The sequence below is a fragment of the Streptomyces sp. NPDC020917 genome (genome assembly GCF_044333795.1).
GTDB lineage: Bacteria > Actinomycetota > Actinomycetes > Streptomycetales > Streptomycetaceae > Actinacidiphila.
In genome coordinates, this window is sequence record NZ_JBIRRR010000014.1 from 188,463 (window position 1) to 202,541 (window position 14,079).

14 protein-coding genes are annotated in these 14,079 nt (G+C 75.3%); 9 read left to right on the forward strand and 5 right to left on the reverse strand.

The features are described 5' to 3' along the window. The first annotated feature begins 1 nt into the window (after position 1). The 7 genes from ACH4TG_RS27110 to ACH4TG_RS27140 are packed head-to-tail and all read left to right on the forward strand — an operon-like array spanning position 2 to position 7,241. Positions 2–907: a dihydrodipicolinate synthase family protein gene (locus ACH4TG_RS27110; RefSeq protein ID WP_398245147.1), complete on the forward strand. Its 906-nt coding sequence runs from the start codon at positions 2–4 to the stop codon at positions 905–907. Further along, positions 904–1,905, forward strand: coding sequence for a proline racemase family protein (locus tag ACH4TG_RS27115; protein ID WP_398245148.1), 1,002 nt, complete (start codon positions 904–906; stop codon positions 1,903–1,905). Before ACH4TG_RS27110 ends, ACH4TG_RS27115 begins: the two co-directional genes overlap by 4 nt. Continuing rightward, positions 1,902–2,582 (forward strand): GntR family transcriptional regulator, encoded by a 681-nt coding sequence (locus tag ACH4TG_RS27120; protein WP_398245149.1) that lies wholly within the window; start codon positions 1,902–1,904, stop codon positions 2,580–2,582. Before ACH4TG_RS27115 ends, ACH4TG_RS27120 begins: the two co-directional genes overlap by 4 nt. Continuing rightward, positions 2,579–3,793: an NAD(P)/FAD-dependent oxidoreductase gene (locus ACH4TG_RS27125; RefSeq protein WP_398245150.1), complete on the forward strand. Its 1,215-nt coding sequence runs from the start codon at positions 2,579–2,581 to the stop codon at positions 3,791–3,793. The genes ACH4TG_RS27120 and ACH4TG_RS27125 overlap by 4 nt, the downstream gene beginning before the upstream one ends. Next, positions 3,790–4,143, forward strand: coding sequence for a (2Fe-2S)-binding protein (locus tag ACH4TG_RS27130; protein WP_398245151.1), 354 nt, complete (start codon positions 3,790–3,792; stop codon positions 4,141–4,143). Before ACH4TG_RS27125 ends, ACH4TG_RS27130 begins: the two co-directional genes overlap by 4 nt. After that, the gene (locus tag ACH4TG_RS27135; protein ID WP_398245152.1) at positions 4,127–5,683 is read left to right on the forward strand and encodes an NAD(P)/FAD-dependent oxidoreductase; all 1,557 of its coding nucleotides are present in this window, start codon (positions 4,127–4,129) and stop codon (positions 5,681–5,683) included. The genes ACH4TG_RS27130 and ACH4TG_RS27135 overlap by 17 nt, the downstream gene beginning before the upstream one ends. Positions 5,684–5,687: 4 nt before the next feature. Beyond that, entirely contained in the window at positions 5,688–7,241 is a 1,554-nt protein-coding gene (locus ACH4TG_RS27140; protein ID WP_398245153.1) for an aldehyde dehydrogenase (NADP(+)), read from the forward strand. Between the two features lie 93 nt (positions 7,242–7,334). Here ACH4TG_RS27140 and ACH4TG_RS27145 read toward each other — a convergent pair whose 3' ends face one another. Both ACH4TG_RS27145 and ACH4TG_RS27150 read right to left on the reverse strand, forming a co-directional pair. Then, complete coding sequence (locus ACH4TG_RS27145) at positions 7,335–7,991, reverse strand: TetR/AcrR family transcriptional regulator (RefSeq protein ID WP_398245154.1); 657 nt, start codon at positions 7,989–7,991, stop codon at positions 7,335–7,337. 85 nt (positions 7,992–8,076) lie between these two features. Further along, on the reverse strand, positions 8,077–9,282 hold the full coding sequence (locus ACH4TG_RS27150) for a cytochrome P450 (protein WP_398245155.1): 1,206 nt from the start codon (positions 9,280–9,282) through the stop codon (positions 8,077–8,079). Between the two features lie 245 nt (positions 9,283–9,527). Here ACH4TG_RS27150 and ACH4TG_RS27155 point away from each other — a divergent pair, with 245 nt between their 5' ends. Then, positions 9,528–10,535: a hypothetical protein gene (locus ACH4TG_RS27155; protein WP_398245156.1), complete on the forward strand. Its 1,008-nt coding sequence runs from the start codon at positions 9,528–9,530 to the stop codon at positions 10,533–10,535. Between the two features lie 27 nt (positions 10,536–10,562). On the opposite strand, the gene ACH4TG_RS27160 is transcribed toward ACH4TG_RS27155, so the two are convergent. After that, on the reverse strand, positions 10,563–11,462 hold the full coding sequence (locus tag ACH4TG_RS27160; protein WP_398245157.1) for a sigma-70 family RNA polymerase sigma factor: 900 nt from the start codon (positions 11,460–11,462) through the stop codon (positions 10,563–10,565). 173 nt (positions 11,463–11,635) lie between these two features. Here ACH4TG_RS27160 and ACH4TG_RS27165 point away from each other — a divergent pair, with 173 nt between their 5' ends. Then, complete coding sequence (locus ACH4TG_RS27165; RefSeq protein ID WP_398245158.1) at positions 11,636–12,004, forward strand: DoxX family protein; 369 nt, start codon at positions 11,636–11,638, stop codon at positions 12,002–12,004. Here ACH4TG_RS27165 and ACH4TG_RS27170 read toward each other — a convergent pair. Next, positions 11,980–13,089 (reverse strand): EamA family transporter, encoded by a 1,110-nt coding sequence (locus ACH4TG_RS27170; RefSeq protein WP_398245159.1) that lies wholly within the window; start codon positions 13,087–13,089, stop codon positions 11,980–11,982. The two genes, ACH4TG_RS27165 and ACH4TG_RS27170, sit on opposite strands and share 25 nt — an antisense overlap. Positions 13,090–13,093: 4 nt before the next feature. Continuing rightward, the gene (locus tag ACH4TG_RS27175; protein WP_398245160.1) at positions 13,094–14,074 is read right to left on the reverse strand and encodes an aldo/keto reductase; all 981 of its coding nucleotides are present in this window, start codon (positions 14,072–14,074) and stop codon (positions 13,094–13,096) included. Positions 14,075–14,079: the final 5 nt, after the last annotated feature.

The window sequence follows — 14,079 nt, forward strand, 5'->3', positions numbered from 1 at the left end:
CATGACCAACCCCGCGAAGCCCTGGCACGGAGTCCACGTCGCCACCCCCACGCCGTTCCACGCCGACCTGTCGGTCGACTTCGACGCCTTCGCCGAGCATGTGCGCTTCCTGGCGGCCGGCGGCTGCGACGGCGTGGCGCCCAACGGTTCGCTGGGCGAGTACCAGACGCTGACCGTCGAGGAGCGTGCCCGCGTCGTCGAGACCGCCGTCCAGGCCGCACCGGAAGGGTTCGGCGTGATGCCGGGCGTGGCCGCCTACGGTTCCCAGGAGGCACGCCGCTGGGCCGAGCAGGCCGCCGAGGCCGGAGCCACCTCCCTGCTGCTGCTGCCGCCCAACGCCTACCGGGCGGAGCGCGCCGCGGTCGTGGAGCACTACCGCGAGGTCGCCAAGGTCGGGCTGCCGGTCGTGGCGTACAACAACCCGATCGACACCAAGGTCGACCTCACCCCCGACCTGCTCGCGGAGCTCTTCCACGAGGGCTCGATCGTCGGCGTCAAGGAGTTCACCGGCGACGTCCGCAGGGCCTACCAGATCGCCGAGCTGGCGCCCGGCCTGGACATTCTCATCGGTGCCGACGACGTGCTCCTGGAGCTGGGCATGGCCGGAGCGGTCGGCTGGATCGCCGGCTACCCCAACATGATCCCGCGCAGCACCGTCGAGCTGTACCGCCTTGCCACCTCCGGCGACCCCGCCGACCTGGCCCGCGCGCTGCCCGTCTACCGCGACCTGCACCCGCTGCTGCGCTGGGACTCCAAGACGCAGTTCGTGCAGTCGATCAAGCTGTCGATGGACATCGCCGGGCTCAAGGGCGGCGCCTGCCGGCCGCCGCGCCTGCCGCTGTCGCCCGAGCAGACCGCCGTGATCACCGCCGACACCGAGGCCGTCCTCGCCAAGGGCTACAAGTGAGGTCGCGCCGCACCTTCCACGCCGTCGACTCGCACACCGAGGGCATGCCCACGCGTGTGGTGGTCGGCGGCGTGGGCACCATCCCCGGCGCCACCATGGCCGAGCGCCGGCGCTGGTTCATGGAGAACAGCGACGACGTCCGCACGCTGCTGATGTACGAGCCGCGCGGGCACGGCGCGATGAGCGGCGCGATCCTGCAGCCGCCGACGCGCCCCGACGCGGACTTCGGCGTGCTGTTCATCGAGGTCTCCGGCCTGCTCCCGATGTGCGGGCACGGCACCATCGGCGTGGCCACCGTCCTGGTCGAGACCGGGATGGTGGCCGTCACCGAGCCGGTGACCACCATCCGGCTGGACACCCCGGCCGGGCTGGTGGTCGCCTCGGTGACCGTCGAGGACGGCGCCGCCACGTCCGTCACCATCGAGAACGTGCCGTCCTACGCCCACGCGCTGGACGCCACGGTGCAGGTGCCCGGGTACGGCGAGGTCCGCTACGACCTCGCCTTCGGCGGCAACTTCTACGCGATCGTCGAACTCGCCGACCTCGGGCTGCCGTTCGACCGGGCCCGGGCGGGCGACCTGCTCTCCGCGGGACTGGCGATCATGGATGCGGTGAACGCCGCGGACCTGCCGGTCCACCCGGAGCGCGACGACATCACCGGGTGCCACCACGTCTACCTCAAGGCCCCCGGATCGACCGCGGAACTGTCGCGGCACGCCATGGCCATCCACCCCGGTTGGTTCGACCGCTCGCCGTGCGGCACCGGTACCAGCGCGCGGATGGCGCAACTGCACGCCCGCGGTGAACTCGCCCTCGGGCAGGAGTTCGTGAACGAGTCCTTCATCGGCACCCGCTTCACCGGGCGCCTCCTCGGCGAGACCACCGTCGGACCGCGCACCGCGGTGCTGCCCTCCATCACCGGCCGCGCCTGGGTCACCGGAACCTCCCAGTTCCACCTCGACCCCAGCGACCCCTTCCCCGCGGGATTCCTGCTGTGAACGTACCTCCGACCCCCCACCTGCAGAGCCTCGGCCAGCGGGCGACGCTGCGTGAGCGCGTCCGGGACGCCCTGCGGGCCGCCATCATCTCCGGCGAGCTGGAACCGGGCGTGGTCTACTCCGCGCCCACGCTCGGCGCGCGCTTCGGCGTCTCGCCCACCCCCGTCCGGGAGGCGATGCTCGACCTGGTCAAGGAGGGCCTGGTCGTCGCGCAGCCGAACAAGGGCTTCCGGATCACCGAGGTGTCCGAGGAGGACCTGGACGACCTGGCCGCGGTGCGCCTGCTCATCGAGCCGCCGACGGTGCGCGCCTGCGTGCCCGTCATCCCCGAGGAGGACTTCCCCTCCCTGCGGGAACTGGCGCAGGCCATCGTGGACGCCGTCGAACGCGACGACCTGGTCGGCTACGTCCGGGCCGACCACGTCTTCCACCTGACCCTGCTCGGCTACAGCGGCAACCGGCACCTGGTGGACGTGGTGTCCGACCTGCGCACCCAGACCCGGCTGCTGGGCCTGTCCCCGTTGCTGCAGAGCGGCCGGCTGGGCCACTCGGCAGCCGAGCACCACGCGCTGATGGACCTCATCGAGGGCCGTGACGGGGCGGCCGCCGAGGAACTGATGCGCCGTCACATCGGGCACGTCCGCGGTCTGTGGGCGAGCGGCGCGGAGGAGTCGTGAGCGCCGCACCCCAGGGAGCCGGCCCCCGGCCGGCGGGCTCCGGGAGCGCGGACCTGGTCATCATCGGCGCCGGCGTCGTGGGGGCGGCCGCCGCGTACTTCGCGGCGCTCGCCGGCCGGCGGGTGGTCGTCGTCGAGCGCGGTGCCATCGCCGGCGGCACGTCCAGCGCGGGGGAGGGCAACCTGCTGGTCTCCGACAAGGAGGCCGGCCCCGAACTCGACCTGGCGCTGTACTCGCAGGCCGTCTGGCGGGAGGACCTCGCCGAGTACGCCGGCCGCTGGGAGTTCGAGTCCAAGGGCGGCCTCGTCGTCGCCGCGTCCGACAAGAGCGTCGCCGCGCTGCGGGAGCTGAGCGTCCACCAGCGGGCGAGCGGCGTCGAGGTCCAGGACGTCGAGCGGGCCCGGCTGCACGACTACGAGCCGCACCTGTCGAAGGAGCTGGCCGGAGCGGCGTTCTACCCGCAGGACGCGCAGGTGCAGCCGATGCTGGTCGTCGCGCACCTGCTTCGGCTGGCCCGGGACCTGGGCGCCTCGGTGCGCACCCGCACCGAGGTGACCGGCTTCCTGCGCAGCGGCGACCGCGTCACCGGGGTGCGCACGAGCGACGGGGACATCCCCGCGGGCGCGGTGCTCAACGCGGCGGGCACGTGGGCGGGCGAGGTCGCGGCCCTGGCCCGGGTGTCCGTCCCGGTCCGCCCGCGGCGGGGCTTCGTGCTCGTCACCGAGCCCATGCCGCCGCGCACCATCCGGCACAAGGTCTACGCCGCCGAGTACGTCGGCGACGTCGCCAGCTCCGACGCGGCCCTGCAGACCTCGCCGGTGGTGGAGGGCACCGACAGCGGCACCATCCTCATCGGCGCCTCGCGCGAGCGGGTCGGCTTCGACCGGACGGTGTCGGTGCCGGCGATCAGCACGCTCGCCGCCAAGGCCGTCGCGCTGTTCCCGATGCTGCGGCAGGTGCGGCTGATGCGCACCTACCACGGGTTCCGCCCGTACTGCCCCGACCACCTGCCCGTCATCGGCGCCGACCCGCGGGCCCCCGGCCTCTGGCACGCCTGCGGCCACGAGGGCGCCGGCATCGGCCTGGCCGCCGGGACCGGCAAGCTGATCGCCCAGGCGCTGACCGGCGGGCAGCCGGACCTCGACCTGGCGCCGTTCGCACCCGACCGTTTCCCCGACCGGCCCCACGACGCCGAGGGAGTTGCCCCGTGACCTACCGGATGACCTTCCGCGGCACCGAGATTCCCGCCGAGCCCGGCCAGAGCGTCGGCGCGGCGCTCGTCGCCGCCGGGATCCCCGACTGGCGCACCACCCGGAAGCAGGGCCGCCCGCGCGGCCTGTTCTGCGGGATCGGCGTCTGCTACGACTGCCTGATCACCGTCGACGGCGCCCGCGCCGAGCGTGCCTGCCTGATCCCCGCGGCCGACGGCATGCGGCTGGGCGACGCCCTGGAGACCGGCGACGGCTCGGACACCGGGCACGCCCCGGAGACCGGCGACGACGACCGCGACCGCGCCGCGCACCACGCAGAGGAGGACGGCGACGATGCCGCACACCCATGACGTGACCGTGGTCGGGGCCGGCCCCGCCGGTCTCGCCGCCGCCGTCGAAGCGGCCGAGGCGGGGCTCGACGTCGCCCTCGTCGACGCCGCAGGGCAGCCCGGCGGCCAGTACTGGCGGCACTTCGACGAGAAGCACGCCCGCCCGCAGGACCGCCGGGGCCACCACGGCTGGCCGGTCTTCACCGGCCTGCGCGACCGCCTGTACGAACTGAGCGCCGCGGGACGCGTCCGCTACCTGCCCGGCCACCAGGTGTGGCTGGCCACCCGTGACGACGGCGGGACGTTCACCCTGCGCGTCACCCCCACCGTGCACGCGCCGCAGGAGGCCGCGGGCGCGGAACCGGACGTCGCCGAACCCGTCGCCGCCCGCGCGCTGATCCTGTGCCCCGGCGGCTACGACCGCCAACTTCCAGTCCCCGGCTGGGACCTGCCCGGGGCCATGGCCGCCGGCGGCGTCCAGGCGCTGCTGAAGGGACACCGCACCCTCGCCGGCCGGCGCGCCGTCGTGGGCGGCACCGGGCCGTTCCTGCTGCCGGTGGCCGGCGGGCTCGCGCACGCCGGCGCCCAGGTCGCCGCGGTCGTCGAGGCCAACGCCACGCATCGCTGGCTGCGCGACCCGGTCGGCGCGGTGTCCGCGCCCGGCAAGGGGGTCGAGGCCGCGCAGTACGCGGCGACGCTGGCCCGGCACCGCATCCCTTACCGGACCAGGACTGTCATCCGCGAGATCCTCGGCGACGGCAGGGTCGAGGCGGTGCGGACCGCGAAGGTGGACCGCCAGGGCCGGCCGACCGGACCCGAGCGGGAGATCGCCGCCGATCTGGTGGCCCTCGGCTGGGGGTTCACCCCCTCGCTCGAACTGCCGCTGATGCTCGGCGCGGCCACCCGGCAGGACGTCGACGGCTCCCTCGTCGTCGAGGTCGACGCACTCCAGCGCAGCAGCGTCGCCGGCCTGTACGTCGCAGGCGAGGCCACCGGCGTGGGCGGCGCCGCCCTGTCGGTCAGCGAGGGCCGGCTGAGCGCCCTCGCCCTGGCCGCCTCGGTCGGCGCCGCGAAGGCGGGTTCCGGATCCGGCTCGGCCGCGGGATCCCCGGCGGCCGGCGGCCGAGCAGGGATCCGGCGCGCCCAGGCCCGGATCCGGCGGGCGCGGCGGTTCGCCGCCGCCATGCACCGCACCTACACGGTGCCGGCCGCCTGGCCGCAGTCGCTGCCGGACGCCACCGTGGTGTGCCGGTGCGAGGAGGTCACCTACGGCGACCTGCGCCACGCCCACGCCGACCTCGGCGCGACCGACGCGCGCACCCTGAAGATGCTGGCCAGGCCCGGAATGGGCTGGTGCCAGGGCAGGATCTGCGGCTACGCGACCGCGGGCATCGCGGCCTGCCTCGGCGGCCGCGAGGCCACCGCGGACGACCTGCGCCCGCTCTCCGGCCGCACCCCCGCGGTCCCGGTACGGCTCGGCGAACTCGCCGCCATAGCCGGGACCGTGACGGCGGAGCAGGCCGGCGGGGAACCCCAGACCAGCGAAGAACCAACGAACTGAGACGGTGAGTGACACGGTGACCGAAGTGCTGAGCATCGACCCGCGCACGGGGGAGTCCCGAGGACAGGTCGCGGTGGAGGCCACGGCGGCGGACGTCGACACCGCCGTACGGGCCGCCTTCGCCACCCGCGCGGCCCTCGGCGACCGCCGAAAGCGGGCCGAACTGCTGCGGACCGCGGCGGCGTTCCTGGAGAAGGACGGCGAGGAGATCATCGCGGCCGCCGACGCCGAGACGGCGCTGGGCCGGGTCCGGATCACCGGCGAACTCGCCCGCTCCTGCTACCAGTTGCGGGCCTTCGCCGACGTCGTCGAGGTCGGCGGCTACCTGGACGCGATCATCGACCACGCGGACCCCGCGGCGCAGCCCGCGCCGCGCCCGGACCTGCGCCGGGTCAAGGTGCCGCTGGGCGTGGTCGCGGTCTTCGCCGCGAGCAACTTCCCGCTGGCCTTCAGCGTTCCCGGCGGCGACACCGCCAGCGCGCTGGCCGCCGGCTGCCCCGTCGTCGTCAAGGCGCACCCCGACCACCCGCAGACCAGCGTCCTGTGCGCGCGGTCCCTGCGCGCGGCGGCCGCCGAAGTGGGGCTGCCCGAGGACGTGCTGGCCGTCGTGCACGGCTTCGACGCGGGTCCCGCGCTCGTGCGCCACCCGCTCACCGCGGCCGTCGGCTTCACCGGCTCGGTGCGCGGCGGCCGGGCGCTGTTCGACATCGCCTCCGCCCGTCCCCGGCCGATCCCGTTCCACGGCGAACTCGGCAGCCTGAACCCCGTCGTGGTCACCGCGCGCGCCGCCGCCACCCGGGCCGCGGAGATCGGCGCGGGGCTGGCCGCCTCCTACACCCAGGGGCTCGGGCAGTTCTGCGTCAAGCCGGGCCTCGTCCTGCTGCCGGCCGGCGAGGACGGCGACGCCGTCGCGCAGGCGGCCGTCGCGGCCCAGGTGCCGTCCGGCCCGCTGCTCGACCCGCGCATGCGCGAGGCGTTCCTGGCCGGTGCCCGCGAACGCGCGGCGCTGCCCGGCGTCGAGGAACTCCTGGCCGCGGGCGAGGCGGACACCGCCGGCGCGCCGCTGTCGGTGCGCCCGGGCGTGCTCTCCGTCCCCGCCGCCGCGCTGGCCGCCGGCGAGCTGCACCGCGGCCTGCTCGACGAGTGCTTCGGGCCGGTGACCGTGCTGGTCCGCTACTCGTCCGAGGCCGAACTGGGCGCCGTGCTCGGCACGTTGGAGGGCAACCTCACCGCGACGGTGCACCTCGCGGCCGACGAGCGGGGCGAGGCGGCCGCCGCCCTGGTGGCCCGGCTGACCGAACTGGCCGGACGCGTCGTCGTCGACGGCTGGCCCACCGGCGTCACCGTCGCCCCGGCCATGCACCACGGCGGCCCCTACCCGGCCTCCACGAGCACCTCGACGTCGGTGGGCACCACCGCGATCGAACGCTGGCTGCGCCCCGTCTGCTACCAGAACACCCCCCGCGAGCTGCTGCCCGCCGAGCTGCGCGACGGCAACCCGCTGGGCGTGCCCCGCACGGTGGACGGCGTGTACGAGGAGGCGAAGGCAACGGGCTGACGCCGGACCGCCGTTGACCTGAGTGGAGGCGGCGGACGCGAGCAGCCTTCGTGAAGTGGCCGTGGGGGGAGGGGGATCCGCCCACGGCCACCTTCAACGCCGCCCGCGGGGGCCGAGTTCGAGCAGGACGTCGGCGAGCTGGGGGGTGGTCAGGGGCGGGGCGGGGAGGGCCGGTGCGGCGGGGCCGGCGCGGAACCCGTCGAGGAGCAGGGCCAGCGGGCGGGTCCACGCGTCCGGGGCGACGGTGGTGAGCGCGGGCACCACCCTGCCCAGCGCCGCGAGGGCGAGCAGGACGTCCTCGGTGGTGACGTCCGGGCGGACCGTGCCCTGCGCCTGGCCGCGGCGGAGCAGGTCCGCGATCGTGGCGCGGTTGTGGGCGTGGACGGCCTCCAGCGAGGTCACGCCCTCCAGGCTCGTGGTCATCAGGTCGTTGGTGCCGCGGTCCGCGGCAAGGGTGGCGAACACCGCGTGGAGGTACTGCGTCAGCGCTGTCCACGCGTCCTCGGCGGTGCGCGCCCGCGCGCCCGCGGCCATGGTCCCGGTGAGGGCGTCCCGGAAGACCTCGTCCACGAGCGCCGCCCGGGTCGGGAAGTGGCGGTAGAGGGTCGCGTTGCCCACGCCCGCGCGCCGGGCGATGACGTCGAGCGGGGCGTCCAGGCCCTGTTCGGCGAAGACCTCGCGGGCGGTCCGTGCCAGCAGCGTCCGGTTGCGCAGCGCGTCACGGCGCCCGGTCGGCGCGTCGCCGCCCATCGCGTCTCCTCCTTCTTCGGTCCGCCCCCGTACCGGAGAGCACTCCCCGGTACGGATGCTACCGCCGAGCGGCAGCGGTGATCGTCTACCAGCGCACCGGCAGCTCCCGCAGACCCCGCATGAGGCTGGTGCGCCACTGCGGTGCGCCGTCACCGTCGAAGGCCAGGCCCGGACAGCGGTCCAGCAGGATCCGCAGGGCCACGGTCGCCTCCAGGCGGGCCAGCGGGGCACCCAGGCAGTGGTGCAGGCCGTGCCCAAAGGCGAGGTGGGCGCGGGTCGTGGCCGGGTCGCGGCGGATGTCGAACCGTTCGGGGGCGGGGAAGCGCGCGGGGTCGCGGTTCGCGGCGGCGATGGAGAGCACGACGCGCGCGCCCGCCGGTATCGCTGCGCCGCCGAGGGTGATCGGCTCCGCGGCGTAGCGGTACGTGCCCGCCGGCACGGGCGACTCGAAGCGGAGCGTCTCCTCCACGGCGCCCGCCAGCAACTCGGGTTCCGCGCGCAGAGCGGCGAGTTGCGCGGGATGACCGAGCAGCAGGTGAACCGCGTTGGCGATGAGGTTGACCGTGGTCTCGTGCCCCGCGACGAGCAACAAAAAGGCCATGCCGAGCAGTTCCTCAGGGGTGAGCCGGTCGGCGCCGTCCCCGTCGTGGGTGCGGACCAGGGCGTGCAGCAGGTCGCTCTCCGCCGCGTCCCGCAGCCGCCGCTTGGCCTCCGCCAGCCCCGCGAGGTACCCGGCCATCTCCTGCATGGCGCGGGTGGACTGCTCCGCGTCGTCCAGGGCGACGACCTGCGTGGACCACGCCCGGAAGGCGGCCCGGTCCAGGTCCGGCACGCCGAGCAGCTCGCAGATGATGGTGAGCGGCAGCGGGTAGGCGTAGGCGGCCACGAGGTCGGCACGGCCGCCGGCGGCCACGGCGTCCAGCAGCGCACCGGCCGCCTCCTGCACGCGCGGCCGCAGCGCCTGGACGCGCCGGGCGGTGAACTCGCGGGCCACCAGCGTCCGCAGGCGGGTGTGGTCGGGCGGATCGACCTGGAGCATGTTGCGGCCGACGGCGTACAGCCCGTCGTCCTCGAAGTCGGCGGAGTGCCGCACGTCGTTGCGCAGCCGGGGGTCCGCGAACGCGGCGCGCACCTCCTCGTGCCCGACCACCAGCCACGACTCGTCCCCGGTGGGGAACCGCACGTGGTGGACCGGACCGCGGGCGCGCAGGGCGGCGAACGCGGAGTAGGGGTCGGCGGTGAAGTCGCCGGTGAGGTCGGCGAGTCGGACGGTGGCGTGCTGGGTGCTCATCAGCGGCTCCCGGGCAGAAGTGGGGACCAGTCCCCGTTCGGTCGTCAGGCGCGACGGTAGCACGAAGCGGGGAGTACTCCTCGTTTTGGCCTGTGGGCGTCCGGCCGGCTACCGAGAGCTTCGCCCGGCCACTCCGTGTGGCACAGTTGGCCACACAACAGGCGGACGTACCAGCCGACTTGACGGGCCACACCTCCGGCTGCGAGGGGGCCCGGGCGCCGGCGGAGACGCGGAGGGGTGGCGTGGTGAGCGGTGCACAGGGTGAGGGAGCCGATCTGCCGGGGCCGCAGCGGCTGCCCGGTCCGGCCGAGCTGCCCGACGACGGGAGCCTCGGCGGACTCGACTTCGCGGGCATCCTCGACCTCGCGCGCGCCTTCCTCGACGCCGACGCGGAACAGCACGCCGCCACCCTGGCGGCGCGCGCCACCAGCTCCGACAGCACGAAGCAGCGCACGGCGGGCGTCCTCGTCACCGCCCTGGTGCAGCTCGCACGGAAGAAGCCGAAGGACGCGCTCAAGACCGTCAACAGCGTGGGCGAGTCCTCGGACCCGGACATCGCCGCCGAGGTCCTTCTCATCCGCGGCATGGCGATGCACGCCCGCCGCAAGTGGGCGGACGCCGACGCCAACTACCAGCTGGCGATGATGCTCCGCACCGGCGCCACCTCGGGCCTCGCCGCGATCCACCTCGGCTTCCTGCGCGTGGGCTTCGGCGACGACGAGGCGGCGGCGCAGGAGTTCGCCGCCGCCACCACCTGCGGAGACCCGGCGGTCACCGCACACGCCCAGCTCGAACTCGCCCTGATACTCGACCGCAGCGGTCGGCCCGACGCCGCGATCGGCCGGTACCGCGCCGCCATGAGAAGCCCGCGCCCCGGCGTCGCGCTGCACGCGGCGTTCAACCTCGCCGGGCTGCTCAGGGAAGCCGGCGACCCCGAGGCCGCCGAGGAGTCACGCGACCTCCTGGAACGCGTCCACGCCACGGGCCATCCCGGCTACGCGCCCAAGGCCGCGCTCGAACTGGCGGTCGGCCGCCTGGAGGAGGACCGGACCGACGGCGTGGTCGAGCTGCTCACCGCAGGCACCACGTCCGCCGACCCGGCGGTCTCCGCCCTGGCCCATCTCCACCTCGGCACCTGCCTCGTGGACCCCGCCCAGGCCGACCGGCACCTGGCCACCGCCGAGAAGACCGGGTCACGCGAGGTCAAGCAGGCCGCCTCCCGGGCCCGCAAGCTGCGGCGCGCAGCGCGCTGACCACCGGCCCGTCCGGGGGCGGTCCGCTCAGCGCGCCCCGGCCGGTGCGTAGGGGCTGATGTCGATGCCGGTGACGAGCCCGGCCTCGATGCGGAAGCGGACGATCCCCCAGGGATGGCCGCCGGGCGCGACGACCGCGGCCGGGCGGCCCTCGACCAGCATCGGGGCGGCGACGGCGATCCGGTCGATGAAGGCCCTGGTCTCCTCGGCGACCTCGGTGGCACCGTGGACGGTCGCGGGCACTCCAGGCGGGAGCAGGCCGGCGTCGGCGGTGCGGACCGCGTCGGGGGCCATCAGCCGGACCAGCCGCGCGATGTCCCCGCCGCGGGCGGCGGCCAGGAACGCGTCGACGATCCTCAGGTGCTCGGCGCGGTCCACGCCCCCGGCCGGCGCCGGTCCGTTTCCGCTCGTCACCGCCGCGTCGGAGCCGGCCTCCGCGTCGGCCTCGGCGGCGACCCCCGCCTCGTGGAGCCGGATCCGGGCGCGGCTCGCGAGCTTCTTCGCCGAGGGGGTGCTGGTGTCCAGCACGGTGGCGATCTCGTCGAACGGCACGGCGAACAGGTCGTGCAGGACATAGGCGACGCGCTGCCGGGGCGACAGCTCGGCCAGCAGCACGAGGAGGGCCCGGGACAGGTCCTCGCGCCGCAGGAAGGCCTCGTCGGCGCTCATCCGCCCGCTGGGGACGTCGTCGGCCAGCAGCGGGAGCTCGGCGCGCCGCCGGCGGCCGCGGAGGATGTCCAGGCAGGCGCGGGCCGTGACGGTGGCGAACCAGGCGTCCGGGTTCTCCACCTGCGCCGTCCCGGCCGCCTGGGTGCGGGCCCATGCGGTCTGCACGGCGTCCTCGGCGTCGTGGTGCGATCCGACGATGCGGAAGGCCAGCGACATCAACCGGGGGCGTGCGGACTCGAAGGCTTCGACTGCTTCCACGAGCGAGGTCACCTTTCGTACGTGCTCGGCGTCAGGAAGGGCGAGCCGGACCCATCCCTGATGCGAACGCAAGTCGAGGAGACACCCATGAGCCTACAGACCCGCCCACAAGGCACGGCGCGCAGCCCGCTGCCGGGCATCGCCGCGGCGGCCGTACGAGGGGGATGCTCCCGGTGAGCGCGGCCGTGGAGACCGTCCTGCTCGTCGCGACCGTCGCCTGCGTCGCGGCCAACACGTTCGAGGTGGGCGCCAAGGTGTGCGGAGCGCAGTTCGTCGTGCAGAACTCCGCCGAGGTCGGCGTGGACCGCAGGTGGATCCCCTACCTCGCGGTGATCGAAGGCTCCGGCGTGGCCGGGCTGCTGCTGGGCCTCTTCCACCGGCCGGCCCTGGGGCTCGCGGCGGCGGTCGGGCTGCTGGTGTTCTTCGTGCTCGCCGTCCTCGCCCACGTCCGGTCGAGGGTGCTGCACAACATCGCCTTCCCCGCGACCTTCCTGGTGCTCGCGGCCGCCGCCGTCGGCTACTTCGCGGGGGCCCCGGGCTGACCAGCCCCGCGCCCGTGCCCCCGGCCCGCCCGCCGGCCGGCCGAGGGGGCTCCCGCACGCCCCTCCCCGGGCGCCGCCGGGGCCTCGCGGTGCAGCGCGACGCCGGCGACCACCGCGGCGACGCCCACGACGTCGCGCCACGTCGGCACCTGGCGCAGCACCAGCAGCCCGATGACGGTGGCCGACGCCGGCAGCAGCGCCAGCAGGAACGCGAACGTCGCCCGGGGCAGCCGGGCCATCGCCAACTGGTCGCTCACGTAAGGGATCACGGAGGAACACAGCGCCACCCCGAGGCCCCACAGCAGCCACAGCGGATGGGCGAACGCGGTGGCCCCCTGCACGGCGCCGAACGGGGTCGCGGCCAGCGCGGCCACCACCATGCAGGCGCCGAGCTGGTCGACGGCACGGGCCCCCCCGCGCCCGGCACCGGGCGGCCCCTCGACTGCCGGCCCGCCGCCGCCCGGCTGCGCACCCGGCGCCTCCCTGCCCGGCGGCTCCGCACCCGGCGCGTCCCCCCGCACCGGCTGCTCGTCCCGCGGGTCGGTCGACGCGATCCTGTGGCCGAGCACGATGTAGAGCACGAATCCGGCGCAGTTGGCGAACGCGAAGGCGAACCCGGCGGGTTCGCCGGCCAGGCGGACGTCGGCGAGCACGGCGACACCCGCGACCGCGCAGGCGAGCGCGACCAGGTTCCGGCGGCTCCTGGTGCCCGCCAGCGCCACGGCGATCACGCCGAGGAACTCCACCGCGCCCACCGTGGACAGCGGCAGCCGGTCCACGGCGAGGTAGAACATCGCGTTCATCGCGGCCAGCAGGACGCCCAGGGACACCAGCAGCCGCCGCCGGGCCGGTGGCGCGTCCCGCAGCACCCGCAGCGGCCGCCGGACAGCCAGGAAGAACGCGGCCGCCCCGGCGATGCGCAGCCAGGCGACCCCGAGGACCCCGACCCGCGCGAAGAGCAGCACCGCGAAGGACGGTCCGAGGTAGTGGAACACGGCGCTGGAGACGACGAACACCCAGGCGGGCGCCGCCTCGACGGGGTGCCGGAGACGGCGGACGCCCGGCAGCGACGGCGTACCGGGCACGCCGCTACTCCAGCCCCAGCACCCGGTGCGGGCGGTAGGGCGCCTCCAGGGCGCGCACCTCGTCCTCGTCGAGCACCAGGTCCAGCGCGGCGACCGCGTCCCGCAGATGGTGCGGGCGGGTCACGCCGACGATCGGGGCGACCACCCCCGGGCGCCCGGCCAGCCAGGCCAGGGCGACCTGCGCCGGCGGCACCTCCCGCGCCGCCGCGACCTCGGCCAGCGCGTCGACGACGGCGAAGTCCCCGGCGCCGTAGTGCCGATCGGCCAGCGGGTCGTTCCCGCCGCGCGGTGTGGCGCGCTCCCCGGTGGGGGACCTGGTCCCGGCCAGCAGCCCGCGTGCCAGCGGGCTGTACGGCAGGACGCCGACGCCCAGGTCCCGGCACAGCGGGATCATCTCGCGCTCCTCCTCGCGGTACGCGAGGTTGTACAGGTTCTGCATGGACACGAACTCCGTCCAGCCGGCCGCGCGCGCGGTGAACTGGGCCTGGGCGAACTGCCAGGCGTACATGCTCGACGCGCCCAGGTAGCGGACCTTCCCGGCCCGCACCACGTCGTGGAGGACGCCCATCGTCTCGGCGATCGGGGTGTCCGGGTCCCAGCGGTGGATCTGGTACAGGTCGATGTGGTCGGTGCCGAGCCGGCGCAGGGAGGCGTCCACCGCGGCCAGGACGTGCTTGCGGGACAGGCCGCGCCCGGTCGGGGCGTCACTCGTCGGGTAGTACACCTTCGTCGCCAGCACGTAGGCGTCCCGGCTGCCGAAGACCGAGGCGAGCAGCTTGCCGGTGACCTCCTCGCTCGCCCCGCCGTCGTACATGTCGGCGGTGTCGAACAGGGTCACCCCGGCCTCGGCCGCCGCGCGCACCAGCGGCTCCGCCTGCCCGGCGTCCAGGTGCCAGGCCCGCCGCGACCGGTCGCCGAAGCCCATCATGCCCAGCGCCAGCCGGGAGACCACCAGACCGCTTCCACCGACCCGCACGTACTCCACTCCGG